Source organism: Cupriavidus nantongensis, from assembly GCF_001598055.1.
GTDB lineage: Bacteria > Pseudomonadota > Gammaproteobacteria > Burkholderiales > Burkholderiaceae > Cupriavidus > Cupriavidus nantongensis.
The window spans coordinates 466719-488203 of record NZ_CP014844.1; the positions used below are offsets into that span (position 1 = coordinate 466719).

At 69.4% G+C, this 21485-nt stretch carries 23 protein-coding genes; 15 read left to right on the top strand and 8 right to left on the bottom strand.

The window, feature by feature from the left end; translation table 11 throughout:
• Positions 1 to 29 precede the first annotated feature (29 nt).
• Together hslU and A2G96_RS02090 are read left to right on the top strand one after the other, a co-directional pair.
• Positions 30 to 1361, top strand: a complete 1332-nt coding sequence (gene hslU / locus A2G96_RS02085; RefSeq protein ID WP_062796324.1) for an ATP-dependent protease ATPase subunit HslU — start codon at positions 30 to 32, stop codon at positions 1359 to 1361.
• 210 nt (positions 1362 to 1571) lie between these two features.
• Positions 1572 to 1865, top strand: coding sequence for a hypothetical protein (locus A2G96_RS02090; protein ID WP_062796326.1), 294 nt, complete (start codon positions 1572 to 1574; stop codon positions 1863 to 1865).
• Positions 1866 to 1948: 83 nt separating this feature from the next.
• On the opposite strand, the gene A2G96_RS02095 is transcribed toward A2G96_RS02090, so the two are convergent.
• Together A2G96_RS02095 and A2G96_RS02100 are read right to left on the bottom strand one after the other, a co-directional pair.
• Entirely contained in the window at positions 1949 to 2560 is a 612-nt protein-coding gene (locus tag A2G96_RS02095) for a response regulator transcription factor (protein ID WP_062796328.1), read from the bottom strand.
• Positions 2557 to 3951, bottom strand: a complete 1395-nt coding sequence (locus A2G96_RS02100; RefSeq protein WP_062796330.1) for an ATP-binding protein — start codon at positions 3949 to 3951, stop codon at positions 2557 to 2559. The genes A2G96_RS02095 and A2G96_RS02100 overlap by 4 nt, the downstream gene beginning before the upstream one ends.
• Positions 3952 to 4101: 150 nt before the next feature.
• Between A2G96_RS02100 and A2G96_RS02105 the strand changes: the two genes are divergently transcribed.
• A complete protein-coding gene (locus A2G96_RS02105; RefSeq protein ID WP_062796332.1) occupies positions 4102 to 4590 on the top strand; it encodes a copper chaperone PCu(A)C in 489 nt (162 codons plus the stop codon).
• A gap of 40 nt (positions 4591 to 4630) precedes the next feature.
• On the opposite strand, the gene A2G96_RS02110 is transcribed toward A2G96_RS02105, so the two are convergent.
• Complete coding sequence (locus tag A2G96_RS02110) at positions 4631 to 5566, bottom strand: LysR family transcriptional regulator (protein ID WP_062796334.1); 936 nt, start codon at positions 5564 to 5566, stop codon at positions 4631 to 4633.
• 93 nt (positions 5567 to 5659) lie between these two features.
• Here A2G96_RS02110 and A2G96_RS02115 point away from each other — a divergent pair, with 93 nt between their 5' ends.
• Positions 5660 to 6214, top strand: coding sequence for a DMT family transporter (locus tag A2G96_RS02115; protein ID WP_062796336.1), 555 nt, complete (start codon positions 5660 to 5662; stop codon positions 6212 to 6214).
• Here A2G96_RS02115 and A2G96_RS32170 read toward each other — a convergent pair.
• A complete protein-coding gene (locus A2G96_RS32170; RefSeq protein ID WP_082818821.1) occupies positions 6163 to 6417 on the bottom strand; it encodes a cysteine-rich CWC family protein in 255 nt (84 codons plus the stop codon). The two genes, A2G96_RS02115 and A2G96_RS32170, sit on opposite strands and share 52 nt — an antisense overlap.
• 346 nt (positions 6418 to 6763) lie before the next feature.
• On the opposite strand from A2G96_RS32170, the gene argB reads away from it, so the two are divergent.
• The 5 genes from argB (at position 6764) to metW (ending at position 11452) form a co-directional block, all read left to right on the top strand.
• Positions 6764 to 7681: an acetylglutamate kinase gene (gene argB / locus A2G96_RS02120; protein WP_039008462.1), complete on the top strand. Its 918-nt coding sequence runs from the start codon at positions 6764 to 6766 to the stop codon at positions 7679 to 7681.
• A gap of 72 nt (positions 7682 to 7753) precedes the next feature.
• The gene (locus tag A2G96_RS02125) at positions 7754 to 8704 is read left to right on the top strand and encodes a pyrimidine 5'-nucleotidase (protein ID WP_062802015.1); all 951 of its coding nucleotides are present in this window, start codon (positions 7754 to 7756) and stop codon (positions 8702 to 8704) included.
• A 56-nt stretch (positions 8705 to 8760) separates the two neighbouring features.
• Positions 8761 to 9387, top strand: coding sequence for a nucleoid occlusion factor SlmA (slmA, locus tag A2G96_RS02130; protein ID WP_062802014.1), 627 nt, complete (start codon positions 8761 to 8763; stop codon positions 9385 to 9387).
• 275 nt (positions 9388 to 9662) lie between these two features.
• Positions 9663 to 10844 carry a homoserine O-succinyltransferase MetX gene (metX, locus tag A2G96_RS02135; protein WP_062796339.1) on the top strand — a complete coding sequence of 394 codons (1182 nt, stop codon included), beginning with the start codon at positions 9663 to 9665 and terminating at the stop codon, positions 10842 to 10844.
• Positions 10841 to 11452 (top strand): methionine biosynthesis protein MetW, encoded by a 612-nt coding sequence (metW, locus tag A2G96_RS02140; protein ID WP_062796341.1) that lies wholly within the window; start codon positions 10841 to 10843, stop codon positions 11450 to 11452. The genes metX and metW overlap by 4 nt, the downstream gene beginning before the upstream one ends.
• 13 nt (positions 11453 to 11465) lie before the next feature.
• Here metW and A2G96_RS02145 read toward each other — a convergent pair whose 3' ends face one another.
• On the bottom strand, positions 11466 to 11894 hold the full coding sequence (locus A2G96_RS02145; protein ID WP_062796346.1) for a VOC family protein: 429 nt from the start codon (positions 11892 to 11894) through the stop codon (positions 11466 to 11468).
• Between the two features lie 60 nt (positions 11895 to 11954).
• Here A2G96_RS02145 and A2G96_RS02150 point away from each other — a divergent pair, with 60 nt between their 5' ends.
• On the top strand, positions 11955 to 12542 hold the full coding sequence (locus tag A2G96_RS02150; RefSeq protein ID WP_062796348.1) for a TetR/AcrR family transcriptional regulator: 588 nt from the start codon (positions 11955 to 11957) through the stop codon (positions 12540 to 12542).
• A gap of 21 nt (positions 12543 to 12563) precedes the next feature.
• On the opposite strand, the gene A2G96_RS02155 is transcribed toward A2G96_RS02150, so the two are convergent.
• Positions 12564 to 13478: a LysR family transcriptional regulator gene (locus A2G96_RS02155; protein ID WP_062796350.1), complete on the bottom strand. Its 915-nt coding sequence runs from the start codon at positions 13476 to 13478 to the stop codon at positions 12564 to 12566.
• A 111-nt stretch (positions 13479 to 13589) separates the two neighbouring features.
• On the opposite strand from A2G96_RS02155, the gene A2G96_RS02160 reads away from it, so the two are divergent.
• Entirely contained in the window at positions 13590 to 14477 is an 888-nt protein-coding gene (locus A2G96_RS02160) for a DMT family transporter (protein ID WP_062796352.1), read from the top strand.
• Between the two features lie 121 nt (positions 14478 to 14598).
• A complete protein-coding gene (locus A2G96_RS02165; RefSeq protein ID WP_062796354.1) occupies positions 14599 to 15447 on the top strand; it encodes an acyl-CoA thioesterase in 849 nt (282 codons plus the stop codon).
• 13 nt (positions 15448 to 15460) lie between these two features.
• Here the strand turns inward: A2G96_RS02165 and A2G96_RS02170 are convergent, their stop codons facing one another.
• Positions 15461 to 16720 (bottom strand): muropeptide transporter, encoded by a 1260-nt coding sequence (locus tag A2G96_RS02170; RefSeq protein ID WP_062796356.1) that lies wholly within the window; start codon positions 16718 to 16720, stop codon positions 15461 to 15463.
• Positions 16721 to 16819: 99 nt separating this feature from the next.
• Between A2G96_RS02170 and A2G96_RS02175 the strand changes: the two genes are divergently transcribed.
• Entirely contained in the window at positions 16820 to 17806 is a 987-nt protein-coding gene (locus tag A2G96_RS02175) for a M48 family metallopeptidase (protein WP_062796358.1), read from the top strand.
• A gap of 102 nt (positions 17807 to 17908) precedes the next feature.
• Entirely contained in the window at positions 17909 to 19987 is a 2079-nt protein-coding gene (locus A2G96_RS34300; RefSeq protein WP_062796360.1) for a S8 family peptidase, read from the top strand.
• Between the two features lie 73 nt (positions 19988 to 20060).
• On the opposite strand, the gene argC is transcribed toward A2G96_RS34300, so the two are convergent.
• Positions 20061 to 21008 (bottom strand): N-acetyl-gamma-glutamyl-phosphate reductase, encoded by a 948-nt coding sequence (gene argC, locus A2G96_RS02185; RefSeq protein WP_062796362.1) that lies wholly within the window; start codon positions 21006 to 21008, stop codon positions 20061 to 20063.
• A 171-nt stretch (positions 21009 to 21179) separates the two neighbouring features.
• Between argC and A2G96_RS02190 the strand changes: the two genes are divergently transcribed.
• The gene (locus A2G96_RS02190; RefSeq protein WP_062796365.1) at positions 21180 to 21476 is read left to right on the top strand and encodes a type II toxin-antitoxin system MqsR family toxin; all 297 of its coding nucleotides are present in this window, start codon (positions 21180 to 21182) and stop codon (positions 21474 to 21476) included.
• Positions 21477 to 21485 lie beyond the last annotated feature (9 nt).

The window sequence follows — 21485 nt, forward strand, 5'->3', positions numbered from 1 at the left end:
TGGCACCGCGCCCCAACTGAACGGATACCATGTCGCATACCATGACCCCGTCGGAAATCGTTTCCGAACTCGACAAGCACATCATCGGCCAGAACAAGGCCAAGAAGGCCGTGGCGGTGGCGCTGCGCAACCGCTGGCGCCGCCAGCAGGTGGCCGAGCCGCTGCGCCAGGAAATCACCCCCAAGAACATCCTGATGATCGGGCCGACCGGCGTCGGCAAGACCGAGATCGCGCGCCGCCTGGCCAAGCTGGCCGACGCGCCCTTCATCAAGATCGAGGCGACCAAGTTCACCGAGGTGGGCTATGTCGGCCGCGACGTCGACACCATCGTGCGCGACCTCGCCGAGATGGCGATCAAGCAGACGCGCGAATCCGAGATGAAGAAGGTGCGCACCAAGGCCGAGGACGCCGCCGAGGACCGGCTGCTCGACGTGCTGCTGCCGCCGCCGCGCGATATCGGCTTCTCGCAGCCGGAAGAGAAGGACTCCAACACGCGCCAGGTGTTCCGCAAGAAGCTGCGCGAAGGCCAGCTCGACGACAAGGACATCGAGCTCGAGGTCTCCGCCGGCATGCCGAGCATGGACATCATGGGCCCGCCGGGCATGGAAGACATGACCGAGCAGATCCGCTCGATGTTCGCCGGCCTGGGCCAGGGCAAGAAGGCGCGCCGCAAGATGAAGGTCAAGGAAGCGTTCAAGCTGCTGATCGACGAAGAGGCCGCCAAGCTGGTCAACGACGAGGAACTCAAGCACAAGGCCATCGCCAACGTCGAGCAGAACGGCATCGTGTTCCTGGACGAGATCGACAAGATCGCCAGCCGCAGCGATATCGGCGGCGGCGAGGTGTCGCGCCAGGGCGTGCAGCGCGACCTGCTGCCGCTGGTCGAGGGCACCACGGTGAACACCAAGTACGGCATGATCAAGACCGACCATATCCTGTTCATTGCCTCGGGCGCGTTCCACCTGTCCAAGCCGAGCGACCTGATCCCCGAGCTGCAGGGCCGCTTCCCGATCCGCGTCGAACTGGAATCGCTGTCGGTGCAGGACTTCGAGGCCATCCTGACGCAGACCGATGCCAGCCTGACCAAGCAGTACCAGGCGCTGCTGAACACCGAAGAGGTCAACCTGGTGTTCGCGCCGGACGGCATCCGCCGGCTCGCCGAGATCGCGTTCTCGGTCAACGAGAAGGTCGAGAACATCGGCGCGCGCCGGCTTTATACGGTGATGGAGCGGCTGCTGGAAGACCTGTCGTTCCACGCCACCAAGTCGTCCGGCGAGACCGTGACGATCGATGCGGCGTATGTCGAGGAACGCCTGGGCGACCTCGCCGGCAACGAGGACCTGTCGCGCTACGTGCTGTAAAGCCCGCAGCCGTCCCAACGAAGGCGCACCGCGGTGCGCCTTTTTTCATGTCCGTGCGTTTCCACCTGCCACATCCCGGTAAGGCTCGTAAGCATTGGTAAGCCCGCTGGCCGGCGTTGCCGGGCGATGCGACCCTTGCGCACCTTGACGGTCGATTGACCGGTGCGGGAGCCACCGCATCCCCCTCAACCCACTGGCAGGAGAAATCACATGGTCCATTACAAGACTCGCCGGGTCGTGCTCGCCACCGGCGGCCTGCTGGCCGCGCTGGCCGCCGCCACGGCCTTCCTTTGCATCCGTCCGGCGATGCCGGCGGCCGAAGCCGCGCAATCGGGCACCCTGGGCGCGGCCGCCGCCGCGGCGGCGACGCTGGCACTGGATTCGGGCGCGCTGTTCACGCTGGCGGACCGCCATGCCGGCGATGCCATGCGCATCGCCGACAGCGGCACGCCTCCGGACGGCGCCGACGGGCTGGACTGGGACTACGTCCAGCTGCGCCTGTAAGGCGGCGTCATGCCACGCCATGCAAAAGGCCGCGCACGTGCGCGGCCTTTTGCATTGGGGGGGCCGTTCAGCGCCTGCCGCCTTCAGCGTGATACCGGCCGCTTGCCCAGCTTGCGCTGCAAGGTGCGCCGGTGCATGTTCAGCGCGCGCGCGGTCGCGGAGATATTGCCGCCGTGCTCGGCCAGCACGCGCTGGATATGCTCCCACTCGAGCCGCGCCACCGACAGCGGCACCGGTTCTTCCAGCGCGGCCTGCGCCGCGTCTTCCGACACGCCCGCCATCAGCGCGGTCAGGATCGAGTCGACATTGGCCGGCTTGGCCAGGTATTCGTCGGCGCCCTGCTTGACCGCCGCCACCGCGGTGGCGATGCTGGCGTAGCCGGTCAGGATCAGGATGCGCGCGTCGGGCAGGGCCTGCCGCAGCGGCGCCACAAGTTGCAGCCCGGACTCGGCGGGCGCGGTGCTGCCGGCTGCGGGCGGCGGCTCCAGGTGCAGGTCCAGCGTGACGTAGGCAAAGTCGGTGCGCGCCGCCAGCGCCAGCGCGGTGCGGCCATCGTGCGCCACTGCCACGGCATAGCCGCGGCGCGTCAGCGCGCGCGCCAGCGTGCCGGCAAAGACTTCGTCGTCGTCGATCACCAGGAAGGGCGTGCCGGCCGGTGCGGTGGCTTCGGGTACCGGGGTAAGGGGTTCGGTCATAAGGCAGAGGGCACGGTGGCGGCGGCAGCCGCCGAGGTGGAAAGCGTGGAGAGCGCGGGCAGGCGCAGTTCGGCGACGGTGCCGCCTCCGGGGCGGTCATGCCAGGCGAGTTCGCCGCCCATCTGCCGGGCGGCGCTTTGCGCCAGGTACAGCCCGATGCCCTGGCCGCCGTGCTGGCTGGCTACCGGGGTCTCGCCGAGCTGGCCGCGCAGCGCTTCGGGAATGCCGTCGCCGTGGTCGGCGACGCGGAACGACAGCCACGGCGCGGTGTTGCCCGGCGCCATGGCGATCTGCAGCTGCAGCGGCTGCGCGCCGCGGCCGGCGGCCTGCTGGCTGCGCGCGGCGTTGTCGAGCAGGATGGTCAGGATCTGGCCCACGCGCGCGGTTTCCACCGACTGCGCGCCGGCGCCCGGCGTGGCCACGGCCTGCAGGCTGGCATTGGGATGGCGCAGCTGCCAGCGCTCGGCAAAGGCCGGCAGCCAGCCGTCGATGCGCTGCGGCGCCAGCGTGGCCGGGTCTTCGCGCAGCCGCGCCAGGGTCGAACGGCACAGCGCCAGCTGCTGCTCCATGGTCTGCAGGTCGGCCAGGTAGCCGCTGATCGCGGCGGCGCCGCGGCCGGCGTCGGAGGCATCGGCGCGCAGCTCGCCGGCAATCACCGCCAGCGTCGCCAGCGGCGTGCCGATTTCATGCGCGACCGCGGCGGCCTGGCCGTTCAGGTCTTCGACGCGCGCTTCGCGCAGCAGCTGTTCGCGCGCCAGGTTCAGCTGCGCCTCGCGCTGGCGCAGCACGCCCGACAGGCGCGCGACGAACAGCGCGATCATCACCGCGCTGGCGACAAAGTTCAGCCACATGCCGGCCAGGTGGTAGGTCACCGCGTTGTCCGGGTTGTGCAGGTCCAGCGGCACGTATTCGATCAGCAGCACCGTGTAGCAGGCCAGCGCGTACAGCGCCAGCGCAATCACCTGGCGCCACGGCAGGATGGCCGCGGCGATGGCCAGCCCCGGCAGGTAAAACGAGACGAACGGGTTGGTGGCGCCGCCGGTGTAGAACAGGATCGCCGACAGCGCGGTCAGGTCGACCAGCAGCTGGCCCATCAGCTCGGCCTCGCCGGGCGCACTGTTGCGCCGCGTGTGCTGGCGCAGCCGCAGGCCGGTGAGCAGGTTGAACAGCGCCTGCAGCCCCAGCACCACCAGCAGCGGCGTGTAGGGCAGGCGGATGCCGGCGATCGGCTCGCACACCAGCACGGTCAGCGCCTGTCCGCCCAGCAGCGCCCAGCGCAGCCAGAACAGGCGGCGCAGCGTCACCTGGCCATGGCGTGCCGAACTGCCGGCCGGCAGGGGCGACAGGAACGGGAAGTCAGGCAGGCGGGTCATGGCTGGGGCGGGGCGCATGGCGCGAGTGTATCAATGCCGCCGCGGGGCGCCGGCGCGTGCGACACCTTGCCGCATTGGCGCGCGGCCGCCGCGGCTGCCAGACTGGCTGGTTGCGCAGGCGGGGCGGTCCTCGCCATGGTCTAATGTCTGCTTTCAGGAGAGCCTTTGATGCAAGCCAAATTCCGCCCGGCCACGCTGGCCGCTTCCTTCGCCCTGGCCGCCACGCTGGCATCGGGCGCCGCGCTGGCCCAGGTCGATGTCAGCAACGCCTGGGTGCGCGGCACGGTGCCGACTCAGACCGCTTCCGGCGCTTTCATGGTGCTGCACGCGCACCAGGACGCGAAGCTGGTCGGCGTGTCGTCGCCGGTGGCGGCGGCCGAGCTGCACGAGATGAAGATGGAAGGCAACGTGATGCGCATGCGCCAGATCAAGTCGCTGGACCTGCCGAAAATGCAGAACGTCGAACTGAAGCCGGGCGGCTACCACGTGATGCTGATGGACCTGAAGGCCCAGCTCAAGCCCGGCGATACCGTGCCTATCACGCTGAAGATCGAGCAGGGCGGCAAGGTGATCGAGCAGAAGCTCACGGCCGAAGTGCGCAGCATGGTGCCGGCCGCCGCCGGCGGTCATGCCGGCCACGGCGACCACAAGCACTGAACAACAGCTGATACGCGGCCGCGATGCCGGCGCCGCGCCGTCAGCCGCGCAGGCTGATCGGCTCGTCTGCTTCCGGGCTCGATGCCGCCGCCAGCACGCGCTCGCGCAGCCAGGCGTGGGCGGGGTCGGCCTCGGTGCGTTCATGCCAGATCATGCTGAAGGTGAAGTCTTCCAGCGCGAACGGCGGCGCGAACACGGCGTAGCGCGGGTCGTCCTCGAGCGCGGCCAGGCTGCGCCGCGCGGTGGTCAGCACCAGGTTGGTCCCGGCGATCAGCGCCGGCGCCACGCTCCAGTGCGGCACCACGCAGGCGATCTTGCGCCGGCCCCCCAGCCTGGCCACTGCCGTGTCGATCGCATCCATGCGTTCGCTGTGGGTGGCGACCAGCACGTGCGAGCGCGCCAGGTAGGCCACTTGGTCGAGCCGGCCGGTATCGCGCACGGTGGCGGCATCGACCGCGCAGGCATAGCTTTCGCGGAACAGCTCGGCCGATTGCACGCCTTCGGGCTGGTGGCTGAACACCCCCAGCGCCATGTCGATCTCGCCATCGGCCACCTGCGCGGTCATGCCCTCGCGGCTGGCCTGCGACACCACCAGGTCGATATTGGGCGCGGCCTTGCGCACCGCGCGCAGCAGCCGCGGCAGCACCACCAGCGCGCCGTAGTCGGACATCGCCAGCCGGAAGCTGCGCCGCGCGGTGGCCGGCTGGAAGCCGCTCGGCCCCAGCAGGATGCGCACCTGTGCCAGCGCCTCGGCCAGCGGGCCCGACAGCTCGTGCGCGCGCGCGCTCAGCACCAGCCCGCCCTTGCCGCGCACCAGGATCGGGTCATCCAGCAGCTGCCGCAGCCGCCCGAGCGCATGGCTGACCGCCGGCTGGCTCAGGTGCAGCCGCAGCGCGGCGCGGGAGATATGGCGCTCCGCCAGCAGCGCTTCCAGCACCACCAGCAGGTTGAGGTCGATTCCGCGTAGGCTATTCATTCGGCGAATATTAAACGTACGAAAGCAGAATTGGAAATTCGCAAAGCGATATTTCAATCTGCTGGCATCGCATCTTGCCCTATGGAGCGCGCCATGTCAGGCACCCAGCTGTCGTTTTCTATCCCGTCGTCGCTCTGGCTGCCGCTAGGCACCGCCGTGCTGGCCGGTGCCGCGATCCCGTTCCAGGCCGGCGCCAACGCCACGCTCGGTCGCATGCTCGGCCATCCGCTGTCGGCCACGCTGGTGTCGCTGCTGGTCAGTCTGGTGGCGCTGCTGCCGGTGCTGTGGCTGATGCGGGTGCCGCTGCCGTCCCCGGCGGCGCTGGCGCAGGCGCCGGCCTGGCTGTGGAGCGGCGGGGTGCTGGGAGTGTTCTATATCTCGGCCGCGCTGATCATGGCGCCCAGGCTGGGTGCCGCCGGCTTTATCGCCGCGGTGGTGGCCGGGCAGGTGCTGGCCGCGCTGCTGGTGGACCAGTTCGGCCTGGCCGGGTTTGCGGTGCGGGCACTGACGCCGGCGCGGCTGGCCGGCGCCGCGCTGATCGTGGCCGGGATGCTGGCGATGCAGTGGGACAGCGGCGCGGCGGCCGCGCCGGCGCGTCAGCCGCCCGCTGGATCGGGTATCGAATCGGGTTCGGAATCCGGCGCCTGACCCGCCTGTCTCCGGTCCGCCAGGCAGGCCGGGCACAGGCAGTGCTGGCCCGGCACGATCTGCCGCGCCGGCAGCAGCGGCTGGCTGGCGCACCAGCACTCGGGCAAGCCCGCGACGTAGCCGCAGACGAAGCCGGCGCCGCAGCGGCTGCAATGTTCGACCGGGCGCAGCTGGCCGGTCAGCACTGCGGTGGCGTCGCTCATGGTTGCCCCCGCATTGGCGAGGCGGCGTGGGAATTTCGTTCGGGCATGATCGAAGCGATTCGGGAACACTGCGCCGCGGCGCGGGCCAAACGGCTACGAAGCGGCGTGCCTGTTGCATCGACGGAACGCACTGGTGCCCCGCAGGCCGCTTGCGGCCGCCTTGTGGTCCGTTTGCGCGCCGCGTCGGGCCGGCGCGCTTTCGCCCCGCGCGGTTTCTTGTAAAATCGGCGCCTGCCGTGGCCGGATGGCGCACTTTCGGGCGATCCCCGGGGGCGATCCGTCGGGCTTCCCCCCGGGGACGCAGCGGCTTAGCCATCATACCTGTTGAATCTCACGGATGTCCCCCATGAACGCCGACAACCCTGGGCCTGCCGCGACCGCGGTGGCCGCCATCGCTCCCGCACTGAAGGCCGAGATCCTCGCCGAGGCCCTGCCGTATATCCGCAAGTTCCACGGCAAGACCATCGTGGTCAAGTACGGCGGCAATGCCATGACCGAAGAGAAGCTCAAGCACGGCTTCGCGCGCGACGTGATCCTGCTGAAGCTGGTCGGCATGAACCCGGTGGTGGTGCACGGCGGCGGCCCGCAGATCGACGAGGCGCTGAAGAAGGTCGGCAAGGTCGGCACCTTCGTGCAGGGCATGCGCGTCACCGACGAAGAGACCATGGAAGTGGTCGAGTGGGTGCTGGGCGGTGAAGTCCAGCAGGACATCGTGATGCTGATCAACCAGTACGGCGGCCAGGCCGTCGGCCTGACCGGCAAGGACGGCGGCCTGATCCGCGCCAAGCGCCTGCAGATGCCCGACCGCGAGAACCCGGGCGCGTTCATCGACATCGGCTATGTCGGCGACATCGAGGCGATCAACCCGGCGGTGGTCAAGGCGCTGCAGGACGACGCCTTCATCCCGGTGATCTCGCCGATCGGCTTCTCCGACGACGGCCAGGCCTACAACATCAACGCCGACGTGGTCGCGGGCAAGATGGCCGAGATCCTCAAGGCCGAGAAGCTGGTGATGATGACCAACATCCCGGGCGTGATGGACAAGAAGGGCAACCTGCTGACCGACCTGTCCGCGCGCGAGATCGAGGAGCTGTTCGCCGACGGCACCATCTCGGGCGGCATGCTGCCGAAGATTTCGTCGGCGCTGGACGCGGCCAAGAGCGGCGTGCATTCGGTGCACATCATCGACGGCCGCATCGAGCATTCGCTGCTGCTGGAAATCCTGACCGAGCAAGCCTTCGGCACCATGATCCGCTCGCACTGAGCGGAGCCCCGGAGCGGCGCCGGCCCCCGCCGGCCGCTCCGGCATATCCCACCACCTTCCGAGTTGCCCGGCGTGTCTTCCAGTCTTCCCTCACCGCGCCGTGTCCGCGCTCGCCTCCGCCGCCGCCCCGCGGGCGATACCTCGGGCGGCACGGTCTGGCTGTTCGATCTCGACAACACCCTGCACGACGCCTCGCACGCGATCTTCCCGGCGATCAACCGGCTGATGACCGCCTACGTGGCGCGCGTGCTCGGCTGCGACGAGGCCACCGCCAGCCGCGTGCGCGTGGACTACTGGCAGCGCTATGGGGCCACGCTGCTCGGCATGATCCGGCACCATGGTGTCGACCCGGCGGATTTCCTGCGCGCCGCGCATGAATTCCCGGCGCTGGCCGAGATGGTGCGGGTGCGGCGCGGCCTGGCTGCGCACCTGCGGCGCCTGCCCGGGCGCAAGATCCTGGTCACCAACGCGCCGCAGGACTATGCGCGCGCGGTGCTGGAGATCGCCGGCATCCGGCACTGCTTCGAGCGCGTGGTGGCGATCGAGCAGATGTGGGTGCACGGCCACCTGCGGCCCAAGCCGGACCGCCGCATGCTGCGCCGGCTGCTGGCGCAGGCGCGCATCGCGCCGCATCGGGCGGTGCTGGTCGAGGACACCGTGTCGCACCTGAAGCGCTACGCCGGCACCGGCATCCGCACCGCCTGGGTGACCGGCTACCTGCGCACGGTCGCGCCGTCGCGACCGCACGTGGTGCCCGCCGCGCCCGCCGCCGTGCATGACGACGGCAGCCGCCGCGACGCCGCGGTGCGCTCGACGCTCGCGGCCGAGGATCGCCGCCGCGCCGGCCACGCGGTGCAGGAGCGCTCGGTGACGCTGGTGGCCGCCGAGACCCAGGCGCCGCAGGCGCAGCCGGACAACGTGCCGCGCGTGCGCGCGCGCGTGCCGAACCGGCCGGCCTATGTGGACATAAAAGTACAATCGATGCATCAACTCCAACGACGAATGCGGAGAACCGGGTCATGACGCAAAGCAACGGGCGCGAACCAGAGGCGGTCATCACGGGCAGCGCGCAGGGCAGCATGCAGGGTAGCGAAGCGGACGCCGACCAGCAGCCTGCGCTGCCGGCGCGCAAGCGTCCGCGCCCCGGCGAGCGCCGCGTGCAGATCCTGCAGACGCTGGCCACCATGCTGGAGCACCCGCGCGGGGAGAAGATCACCACCGCGGCGCTGGCCGCGCGCCTGAGCGTGTCCGAGGCGGCGCTGTACCGGCATTTCGCCAGCAAGGCGCAGATGTACGAGGGGCTGATCGGCTTTATCGAGCAGACCGTGTTCGGCCTGATCAACCAGATCACCGACAAGGAAGAGCACGGCCTGCGCCAGGCGCATGCGATCGTGCGCATGCTGCTGTCGTTCGCGGAAAAGAACCCGGGCATGACGCGCGTGCTGACCGGCGAGGCGCTGGTGGGCGAGCACGAACGGCTGCAGGAGCGCATCAACCAGGTGGTGGATCGCATCGAGGCTTCGCTGCGCCAGTGCCTGAAGGTGGCGGTGACCCAGGCCGCGTTCCCGGCGGATGCCGATATTCCCGCGCGCGCCGCGCTGATCATGGCGGCGGTGCAGGGCCAGTGGCACCGCTATGCCAAGAGCGGTTTCCGCAAGTCGCCGTCGGACCATGCCGAGGCGCATCTGCGCGTGCTGCTGGGCTGAATGCAACCTGCCGGGCCGATTGCTCTATAATTGCCCGGTCGCGCCGATTTGATGACTGGCTTGCGGGCGCGCGGCAGCCACGGACAGGGTCCGATGGCTCGCCACTATAAATGCGGCTAAAGAGGTTGGGTCGGCGCCCCATGCCACCACGGCAGTGGATGGCGCCGGCACGCGGAATCCCGCAAGGAATCCAGCGAATCCCGACTTGGCTGCGACGCTTGATACGCAAATGCCGGTCGGGTTTTTTTATGCCCGTTCGCCACGGGCCGGATTCCATGACTGATGTCGCCCTGCCGACCGCCGCGCCTGCCGCGCTCGACCTGCCGCCGGATTCGGTCGGCGTGGTCGCGCCGCAGCGCATGCACTTTGCCGAGCCGCTGAAGCTGCGCAACGGCTCGTCCATCGCCGGCTACGACCTGATGGTCGAGACCTACGGCACGCTCAACGCGGACCGCTCCAACGCGGTGCTGGTCTGCCACGCGCTGAACGCCTCGCACCATGTCGCCGGCGTCTATGCCGACGCCCCGCGCGACGTGGGCTGGTGGGACAACATGGTCGGTCCCGGCAAGCCGCTCGATACCAACCGCTTCTTCGTCATCGGCGTCAACAACCTGGGCTCGTGCTTCGGCTCGACCGGGCCGATGAGCCTGAACCCGGCCACCGGCGCGCCCTATGGCGCGGCGTTCCCGGTGGTCACGGTCGAAGACTGGGTCAATGCGCAGGCGCGCGTGGCCGACGCCTTCGGCATCACGCAGTTTGCCGCGGTGATGGGCGGCAGCCTGGGCGGCATGCAGGCAGTGGCCTGGAGCCTGATGTACCCGGAGCGCCTGCGCCACTGCATCGTGATCGCGTCCACGCCCAAGCTGTCGGCGCAGAACATCGCCTTCAACGAGGTGGCGCGCAGCGCGATCCTGTCGGATCCGGACTTCCATGGCGGCAACTACTACGCGCATGGCGTCAAGCCCAAGCGCGGCCTGCGCGTGGCGCGCATGATCGGCCATATCACCTACCTGTCGGACGAGGACATGGCCGAGAAATTCGGCCGCGAACTGAAGAGCGAGGACATCCGCTTCTCGTTCGACGTCGAGTTCCAGGTGGAAAGCTACCTGCGCTACCAGGGCGACAAGTTCGCCGAGTACTTCGACGCCAACACCTACCTGCTGATCACACGCGCGCTCGACTACTTCGATCCCGCGCTGGCGCACGGCGGCGACCTGACGCGCGCGATGGCGCAGACCAGGGCCAGCTTCCTGGTAGCCAGCTTCGGCACCGACTGGCGCTTCGCCCCCAGCCGCAGCCGCGAGCTGGTCAAGGCGCTGCTGGACAACAAGCGCCCGGTCTCGTACGCCGAGATCGACGCCCCCCACGGCCACGATGCCTTCCTGCTCGACGACCCGCGCTATCACAACCTGATGCGCGCCTACTACGACCGCATCGCTGAGGAGATCGGCGCATGAACGCCCTGGCCAATCCCAATATCCTGGCGCTGCGCCCCGACTTCCGCGCGATCGCGCGCTGGATCGAACCCAACTCCACCGTGCTCGACCTGGGCTGCGGCGACGGCAGCCTGCTGCGCGTGCTGCAGGACGAGCTCGAGGTGCAGGCCTATGGCATCGAGATCCGGGACGAAGGCGTGCTGGCCTGCGCGCAGAAGGGCGTGCATGTGATCCAGCAGAACCTGGAAGGCGGGCTCGCGCTGTTCGAGGACAAGAGCTTCGACACGGTGATCCTGTCGCAGACGCTGCAGACCATCCACAACACCGCGCAGGTGCTGCGCGACACGTTGCGGGTCGGGCGCGAGTGCATCGTCTCGTTCCCCAACTTCGGCTACTGGCCGCACCGGCTGTCGGTGTTCCGCGGCCGCATGCCGGTGTCGGAATCGCTGCCTTACCAGTGGTACAACACGCCCAACGTGCGCGTGCTGACCATCAGCGACTTCGAGGCGCTGGCGCCCAAGGTCGGCCTGCGCGTGATCGACCGCGTCGTGATGCACGAGGGCGTGACCGTCAGCTGGGGCGTCAACTGGCGCGGCAGCCTGGCGGTGTACCGGGTCTGCGCGGCCTGAACGCGTTCTCCTGCTAGCCCGGCAGCGCGCCGGCCTGGTACTGCGCCGCGAATTCCGCCGACGGCGGGATCGGCTTGATGATGTCGATCAGCACGCCGTTGGGATCGGCGGTAATGAAATGGCGCTGGCCGAAGGCCTCGTCGCGCAGCGGCAGCAGGATCGGCAGCCCGGCTGCGCGCAGGCGCTCATGGACGGCGTCCGGGTCTTCCACCTCGAAGTTCAGCAGCAGCCCCTGCGCGCGCTGGCCGCGGGCCGGCGCAGGTATGGTCTCGTGGCTGCCGTCGAGCACGGCGAGGTTGACCGCAGGGTCGTCCGCCAGTTGCAGGTGCACGTACCAGTCGCTGGCGAACAGGGCCGTGAAGCCGAAATGCTGTTGATAGAACGCGGCCGTGCCGGCCACGTCGGCGGTCATGATGACCGGGTAATAGCTGGTGACTTTCATGATGGCTCCTCGTTAAATACATGCAGCCTGTATGTAAATCGATATTAAGATACAGGCTGCATGTTTGCAAGGAACCAGCACGTGGCCCGCACCAACCGCGAACGCACCGAAACCACCCGCCAGGCGCTGACCGAGGCTGCCCGTGCCCTGTTCGTCAGCCGCGGCTACGCCGAAACCTCGACGCCTGACGTCTGCGCCGCCGCCGGCATCACGCGCGGTGCGCTGTATCACCACTTTGCCGACAAGCGCGACCTGTTCCGCCACGTGCTGGCCGAGGAAGCCGCGGCCGTCGCCGCCGATATCGAAGCCGCCACGCCGCCGGAACAGAATCCTGCCGAGGCGCTGCTCAACGGGGCGCAAGCCTACCTGCAGGCGATGACGGTGCCCGGGCGCACCCGGCTGCTGCTGGTGGAAGGGCCGGCGGTGCTGGGATTGCGCGAGATGCTGGCGCTCGACGAGGCCAACGCGGCCCGGACCTTGCGCGAGGGGCTGGCGGCGGCGGGCGTGGACGCCGCCGGCGTGGCGCCGCTGCTGTCGGCCGCGTTCGACCGCGCCGCGCTGGAGATCGAGGCCGGCGCTGATGCCGGCCGGGTGCGCGAGGCGATGCTATGGCTGCTGCGACGCGTGCTGGGGCAGGGCGGGCGCTAGGCCCAACCACCTCACGAATCCTCAACGCGGTGCGTCGCCGGCGCTGGCTGCCAGATGATCGACAAAGGCCCGCACCTTGGGCGGCACGTGCCGCGTCGGCGTGTACACCGCGTATGCCGTGCCGATGTAGGGTTCCAGGATGTCCCAGTCGCCCAGCACGGTGACGACGCGCCCCCGTTCCAGCGCATCGCCCAGCGAGAAATCCGGCACCAGCCCGATGCCGGCATCGCGCTCGACCATGCTCATGATCGCCAGGCTGTTGTTCAGCGTCAGCCGCGGCGGGATGCGGACCTCGACCTTGTCGCCGCCGGCGTGGTGGCGCAGCGTCCAGCGCTCGCCAAAATTGCCGTAGCCGAGGTACAGGCAGCGTGCGGCCGGCAGTTCGGCCGGCGTTGCCGGCGCGCCATGGCGCTCCAGGTAGCCGGGCGAGGCCACCAACCGGTAGCGCACCTCGCGCAGCGGCCGCGCCGCCAGGCCGGGGGCCAGTTCGCGCGCGATGCGCACGGCCACGTCCAGGCCTTCTTCGACCAGGTCGACCATGCGGTCGGCCAGCGTCAGCTGCAGGTCCAGCCCCGGGTACTTCGCCAGCAACGGCGGCAGCCGCGGCGCCAGCCAGGCTTGCCCGAACGAGACCGGCGCGCTCACGCGCAGCACGCCGTGCGGCGCGCCGCCGTGTTCGCCGGCGAGCGCGGTGACCTCGCGCGCGGCGGCGGTCATGCGCGCGCAGGCGGCGTAGACCGACTGGCCCAGCTCGGTCAGCGCGAACGCGCGCGTGGTCCGCTGCAGCAGGCTCGCGCCGAGCCGGGCCTCGAGCCGGGAGACATGGCGGCTGACCGCCGACGGCGTCATGCCGAGGTCTTGCGCGGCGGCCGAGAAGCTGCCGCACTCGACCACGCGTGCAAACACCGCCATCGCATTGAGTGGCGCATCGAGCATGCAAAATCCCCTGTCTTTGACCTGTCGTCAAATACTAATTGAGTTGCCGCCACATTGTTGACTTCTGTGGCGAGTGGAACAATGCGGCCATTGGCTAAACCGGAGTTCCTCATGCCTTCGCAACAACCCCAGCCGGGCGGCGCCTGGCGCATGGTCGCAGCCATGGTGCTGTCGGGGACCATCGGCTGGTTCGTGGTCACCAGCGGACAGCCGCCGCTGGATGTGGTGTTCTTCCGCTGCCTGTTCGGCGGCGCCGCGCTGCTGGGCGTGCTGACCTTGCAGCGCGGCTGGGTGCGCATGACCCGCGCCCAGGCCGGCTGGCTGGTGCTGGGCGGCGTCACGCTGGTGCTCAACTGGCTGGCGCTGTTTTCGGCGTACGCGTACAGCGGCATTGCCATCGCCACGGTGGTCTACCATACCCAGCCGTTCTTCCTGCTGCTGCTGACTTCCGTGCTGCAGCGCGAGCCGTTCCCGTTCGCGCGGCTGCCATGGCTGGTGCTGGCCTTTGCCGGCGTCATGCTGATCACCGGGCTGGAGCACGGCGCCGGCGGCGCTTCGATGCTGGCCGGCATCGGCCAGGGCCTGCTGGCGGCACTGCTGTACGCCGTGACCACGCTGGCCACGCGGCGGCTGCAGGCGATCCCGCCGGGACAGATCGCCGGACTGCAGATGGTGCTGGGCGTGCTGATGCTGGCGCCGCTGGCGCATCCGGCGGCGGGCAGCTATGGCGGCGGCACCTGGGGCGCGCTGCTGGCGCTCGGGCTGGTGCATACCGGGGTGATGTACACGCTGCTGTACGGCGCCTTCCAGCGGCTGTCGGTGGTGTCGATCGCCACGCTGTCGTTTATCTACCCGCTGGTGGCGATCGTCATCGACGTGATGGTGTTCGGCGTGGTGCTGGGGCCGCTGCAGGTGGCCGGCATGGCGCTGGTGTTGCTGGGCGTGGTTGCCAACCAGCTTGGCTGGGCGCTGCCGTTGCGGCGGCGGGCGCGGGGATGAAGCGAGGCATGGCCGGGCGCGGCCGGTCACATGGCCACGCTTGACCGGAATGCTGACTACGGTTAGTGTAGGCAGCTAGCGAACGATCGTTCTATTCCAACGAGACAACCCTGCTTCCGCCATGTCCTCTGCGCCCCAGATCCAAGCCGCCGCTGCCGCCAGCCCGCTCCATCCCTTCGACGACGCGCTGGCGCTGGTGCCGGCCGGCGAACACCGCTTCCGGGGCCGCACCACGCCTGCGTACTGGAACATGATCGGACCGTTTGGCGGCATCACCGCCGCCACGCTGCTGCAGGCGGCGATGGACCATCCGCAGCGCCTGGGCGAGCCGGTCTCGCTGACCGTCAACTTTGCCGGGCCGATCGCCGAGGGCCCGTTCGAGATCGAGGCGCGTCCGGTTCGCACCAACCGCTCGACCCAGCACTGGACCCTGGAATTGCGCCAGAGCGATGCCGTTGCCACCACCGCCACCGCGATGTTCGCGGTGCGGCGCGACACCTGGGCCTGCGGCGAAGCGGTGATGCCGGACGTGCCGGCCGCCGACGCGCTGCCGGCGATGGGCGGGTTTGCGCCGGTGCGCTGGCTCAAGGCCTACGACATGCGGCCGGTGCGCGGCGCCAAGCCGATCGCCGAGGCCGGCACCGAGCACCCGGACAGCCTGACCCAGTTCTGGCTGCGCGATGCGCCGGCGCGCACGCCGGACTTCGCCGCGGTGGCGGCGTGGGCCGACAGCTTCTACCCGCGCATCTTCCTCAAGCGCGCTGGCTTCGTGCCGGCCGGCACGGTGTCGATGACCACGTATTTCCATGCCGATGCGGCCACGCTGGCCGCGCTGGGCCACAGCCATGTGCTGGCCAGCGCGCAGGCGCAGGTGTTCCGCCAGGGATTCTTCGACCAGCGCGCGCAGCTGTGGAGCGCCGCGGGCGAGCTGATCGCCAGCTCGCACCAGATCGTCTACTACAAGGAATAAGCCGGCCGGCGGCTCAGGCCACCGCTTCGCGCGCCTGGGCCTCGTAGCGGTGCACGGTGTGGCGCATCGCCCAGAGCAGCATCACGCCGGGCAGCGCCACGACTACGGTGCCGAGATAGAACGGCGCCCAGCCCCAGGCCTCGACCATATAGCCCGAGGTCGGTCCCACATAGACCCGGCCCACCGACGCCAGCGCGGACAGCAGTGCGTACTGCGTGGCCGAGAACGAGCGGTTGCACAGCGTCATCAGCAGCGCGACGAAGGCCGCCGTGCCCATGCCGCCGCACAGGTTCTCGACCGCAATCGTCGCGCCCATGGTCCACAGGTGCGGCGGCGTCACCGCCAGGATCCAGTAGCCCAGGTTCGACACCGCCTGCAGCACGCCGAACAGCATCAGCGAGCGGTACAGGCCCAGCCGCACCATCAGCGTGCCGCCGAACAGCGCGCCAACGATGGTCGCGGCCAGCCCCAGGGTCTTGTTGACGATGCCGACCTCGCCCGCCGAGAAGCCGGCGCCGCGGATCAGGAAGGTGGTCGACAGGCTGCCGGCAAAGGCGTCGCCGAGCTTGTACAGCACGATCAGCAGCAGCAGCCACCATGCCCCCGGGCGCGCGAAGAAGTCGCGCAGCGGGCCCACCACCGCCTCTTCCAGCGAGCGCGGCGCGCGCGCGGGCACATCCGGCTCAGGCGCCCAAAGCAAGGTAATGATGCCCACGCCCATCAGCGCTGCCATCAGCAGGTAGGTCTGCTGCCAGCCCAGCACGCGGTCCGCCAGCCACAGCGCCAGCCCGCCCGAGACCAGCATCGCCAGCCGGTAGCCCAGCACCTTGACCGCCGCGCCGGCGCCGCGCTCGGCCGGGCGCAGCACGTCGGTGCTGTAGGCGTCGAAGACGATGTCCTGCGACGCCGACAGGAACGCCACCAGCGTGGCCAGCGCCGCCAGCATCCACAGCGCCTGCTGCGGCGGGCAGAACGCCATGCCGGCGATGCCCAGCACCAGCCCGACCTGGGTCAGCAGCAGCCAGCCGCGCCGGCGCCCCATCAGCGGCGGCGTGTAGCGGTCCATCAACGGCGCCCACAGGAACTTGAAGATATAGGCCTGGCCCACCAGCGAGAAAAAGCCGATGGTCTTGATGTCCAGCCCTTCGACCGTCATCCACGCCTGCAGGGTGCCGGAGGTCAGCGCCAGCGGCAGGCCGGAGGCAAAGCCCAGCATCAGCATGGCGCCGATGCGGCGGTTGCGGAAGATATCGAGATAGGTCTGGAAATTCATGGATGGGGCGGCCGGGTGCCGCCCGCGCGGCTGCGCGGGCGCCGTGTATTATTGCACCACCTGTTTGCCTACTCTCCGATTGCGCCCAAGGAATCTCCCATGCGTCGCCGCCTGCAAGGTGTTCAGCGTCCCTATCGACAGCGTCGACTGCGGCTCGCCCGTGCGCTGGCGCTGGCCGCGGCCGTGCTGCCGCTCGGCTGGAGCCTTCCGGCGCCGGCGCAGCCGCAGGACGGCAGTGCCGGCGGTGCCGGTGGGATACGGCTGAACCCCGGCGGTTCGGCGGTGCGCAACATCGTGCCGGCCGAGGTGATCGAGCAGCAGGCGGTGCAGGAATACGAGCAGCTCAAGCAGGAAGCCATCGCCAAGCGAGCGCTGGCGCCCGACAACCACCCGCAGCTGGTGCGCCTGCGCGCCATCGGCAAGCGGCTGCTGCCGCAGACCGCACGGTGGAACGAACGCGCGCGGCAGTGGCAGTGGGAAATCAACCTGATCGGCTCGAAGCAGGTCAATGCCTTCTGCATGCCGGGCGGCAAGATCGCCGTCTATACCGGGCTGCTCGACCAGCTCAAGCTGACCGACGACGAAGTCGCCATGGTGATGGGGCACGAGATCGCGCACGCGCTGCAGGAGCATGCGCGCGAGCGCGCCGCCAAGTCCGAGATCACCAACCTGGGCGCCAACGTGATCTCGCAGCTGTTCGGCTTCGGCAACCTCGGCAATATGGCGCTGGGCACCGGCGCGCACCTGCTGACGCTGCGTTTTTCCCGCTCGGACGAGTCCGAGGCCGACCTGATCGGCATGGATGTGGCCGCGCGCGCCGGCTACGATCCGCGCGCGGCGGTGTCGCTGTGGCAGAAGATGGGCAAGGTCTCGCAGTCCGGCGCCGAGTTCCTGTCGACCCATCCGTCCGGGCGCAGCCGCATCGCCGACCTGGAAAAGCACATGCCCGAGGTGCTGCCGCTGTACGCGCGCGCGATCAACACCGCGGTCGACAAGCTGCCGCCCTACCGCCCCAATATGGCGGGGCTGGGCGCCGCGCCGGTCGATGCCGGCGACGAGGACCGGCAAAAGCCGCTGAAGCGCTGAAACACTGAACGGCGCCGCGGCCAGCCGCGCCGCCTGCCGCGCAGCGCCTCGATGGCCTGCGTCCGGCGCCAGGGACAATGCGACAACCGCAGGGGGACCCGCATGAGCCTGAACCGCATGAGCCCGTCGGAACGGCGGGCCGCGTATATGCTGATCTTCGCCGGCTGCGAGGCCGAGCCCGACCGCTTCACCAGCGACCTGCCGGTCAGCTCCGAAGTCTGGCTGCTGTATGCGTCCGGCGAATCGTTCGAGGTGCCGCGCGGCCTGCTGCTGACGCCGCACCACGGCGCCGGCATCGCCGCGCTGCGCGCCGCGGTGCTGCGGCGCCTGCCGGCGCTGGCCGGTCCGGCAGCGGACGATGCCGGTCCGCGCTTCCTTGCCGCCAATGAATCGCACCTGCTGGCGCAGATCGATTTCTTCGACATGCTGCGCCTGCTGCCGCTGACCGCCTGGTGGCAGCGCGAGGTGCGCGTGCCGATGGCCGGCATCAGGTGGACGCCCGCCGCGCGCAGCGCGCTGGCGCTAAGCCTGACCGGCGATGCGCTAGTGCGCTGGCTGGGCGAGTCGGTGCTGGCCCATGTCGGCAGCGAGGCGGCGCTGGCGCGCTTCAAGGACATCGGCTACAACGCGGCGCGTACGCGCTTCGGCGGCCTCGCCGCGCCGGCCGGGCAGGCGCTGGGGCGGCTGGTCAATGTCGCCGCGCAGTACGTCGCGCTGACGCTGCTGGGCCTGCATGACGACAGCTTCCCGCCCGGCGGGCTGACGCGGCGCGTCACGCAGGAAAGCCGCAAGGTGCTGGAGACGCTGTGGGACTGCCTGCGGGAGGATCATGTGGAGGCCGCCGTGCCGGTAGCGGCAATGACTGCCGGCATGACTGCCGGCGAAGTCGCCGCCGCCGCCGCCATTTCGCCGCTATGGCGCATCTCCGTCAACCGGCCGGCCGAGCACGCCGTGTTCGCCTCGCGCAAGACCGTCAAGGCCGATGCGGCCATCCGCGTGTTCGATACCGGCGGACAGGGCGTGCGCTGGGCGGTGATCGATTCCGGCATCGATGCGCGCCATCCGGCCTTCTTCGATCCGCTCAAGTTCGACGGGCCGCTGCCGGTGCGCGACGGGCTGGTCGCGCCGCGCCTGTCGCGCGTGGTCAGGACGCTTGACTTCACGCGCCTGTCGGCGATCACCAGCGGGCGCCTGCCGCCAATGCCCAAGGGCAAGCGCGGGCCCGGCGAGGCCGAGCTGCGGCAGCGCATCGCCGCGATCGCCGACGACCTGGCGCATGGCCGCATCATCGACTGGTCGGTGATCGAGCCGCTGCTCGAAATCAGTCACGACGATCCGGCGCAGTATGTGGCCCCCGGCGACAGCCACGGCACGCACGTGGCGGGCATCATCGGCGCGGGCTGGCCGGCGTCGGCCTACCTGGCGCGGCCGGACCCGCTGCCGCTGCCGCCCGAGCTGGCGGAAGCCGGCGAGGTCAGCGGCATCTGCCCGCGCATCGAGCTGCTCGACCTGCGCATTTTCGACGCGCAGGGCAGGGGCGACGAATTCGGCATCCTGGGCGCGCTGCAGTACGTGCGCTGGCTCAACCAGAGCCGCGACCGGCAGTCGGTGCACGGCATCAACCTGAGCGTGGCGCTGCGCCACGACGTGCGCAGCTACGCCTGCGGCAGCACGCCGGTATGCGTCGAGTGCGACCGCCTGGTGGCCAGCGGCGTGATCGTGGTGGCGGCGGCGGGCAACTACGGCTATGACGAGGCCTTCGCCGCCGAACACATGGGCGCCGGCTTCCGCGGCCAGACCATTACCGATCCCGGCAATGCGCGCGCCGTGATCACGGTGGGCGCGACCCACCGCACCGATCCCTACCGCTACGGCATCTCCTACTTTTCCAGCCACGGTCCCACCGGCGACGGCCGCATCAAGCCCGACCTGGTCGCGCCCGGGGAGAAGATCACCTCGACCGTGCCCGGCGGCACGCTGGCGTCGATGGACGGCACCAGCATGGCGGCACCGCATGTGTCGGGGGTCGCGGCGTTGCTGCTGTCGCGCAACAATGAACTGATGGGCCAGCCCGAGACCGTCAAGACCATCCTGTGCGCCGCGGCCACCGACCTGGGGCGCGAGCGCGCCTTCCAGGGCGCCGGGCTGGTCGACGCGCTGCGCGCGCTGCAGCGCGTGTAGCCGCGGCTGCGTGATCCAACAAAAAAAGCCGGCAGTGCCGGCTTTTTTTATTAGTGCGGGAACGGCAGGCTTCTCAGGCGCGCAGTCCGCTGGCCTCGTCGGCGCCCACATGCACGTTCATGCATTGCACCGCCGCGCCGGCCGCGCCCTTGCCCAGGTTGTCCAGGCGCGCCACCAGGTTCAGGCGCTCGGCATTGCCGAACACGAACAGGTCGACGCGATTGGTGTCGTTGTTGGCCTGCACATCGAAGAAACCGCCGTCGAGGTTGTCGGCGCTGTTGTACGGCATCACGCGCACGAACTGCTCGCCTTCATAGTGCTGGCGATAGATCTCGACGATCTGCTCGGGGCTGACCTTGCGCGCCAGCCGCTCGGCGAACACCGGCACCGTCACCGCCAGGCCCTTCAGGAAATTGCCGACGATGGGATTGAAGATCGGCGCCTGCGCCAGGCCCGCCTGCACGCGCATTTCCGGCAGGTGCTTGTGCTCCAGGCCCAGCGCATAAGGGCGCGGGCTGTTCAGCTTCGGGTTACCGCCGGCTTCGAACTCGGCAATCATCGACTTGCCGCCGCCGCTGTAGCCGGTCAGCGAGAACGCCGTCATCGGGTAGTCGGCCGGCAGCACGCCGGCATCCACCAGCGGGCGCACCGCCAGCACGAAGGCGCTGGCATGGCAGCCCGGCACCGCGATGCGCTTGCTGGCGCGGATCTTGTCGCGCTGGCCGCGCGCCAGTTCGGGCAGGCCGTAGGCCCAGTTGTCGGCGGTGCGGAACGCCGTGCTGGCGTCGATCACGCAGGTGTCCGGGTTGTTCACCAGCGACACCGCCTCGCGCGAGGCCACGTCGGGCAGGCACAGGAAGGCGACGTCGGCGGCGTTCAGGAAGCGTGCTCGTTCGGCCGGATCCTTGCGCTTGTCTTCGGCAATGCGCAGCAGTTCCACGTCGGCACGACCGGAAAGATAGTCAAGCAGCCGGAGACCGGTGGTGCCTTCCTGACCATCGACGAACACTTTGAAAACCATGGCTGACTCGCTCTTTGAAATGCGGGAATGCGAAACCTCTCCTGCCGGGCGCAGGGGCGAACCCGCATTGTAGCGGGGATGGGGGCCTGTCGCAGGGGTTTGTACCGATTGGAGTCCTGCGCTTTGGCACAGTTCGCGGGTTGCGGGATTTAACCTAGTAGGTTAATTTACATGGAGAAGGGGACGGCGCATTACAAGCTGCGGGATGTGAAGGTCCTGTTGCTGGCGGGCAAGATGGAAATGACGTATGCCGCGTATTCCCATGCGGCGATGATGGGCCTGGGCAGGAGCGGGGTGCGCGACATCCTGGCCCGCCTCCAGCCAGCGGACTTCTACAAGAGCATGACAACGTACGAAGACCATCGGATCTGGCAGGACGTCTACCGGCCCGTCACGCCGCATGGTGCGCTGTATGTGAAGCTCACCGTTGCCAACGAGGTACTGGTCGTTTCCTTCAAGCCAAGGTAACAGTACCGA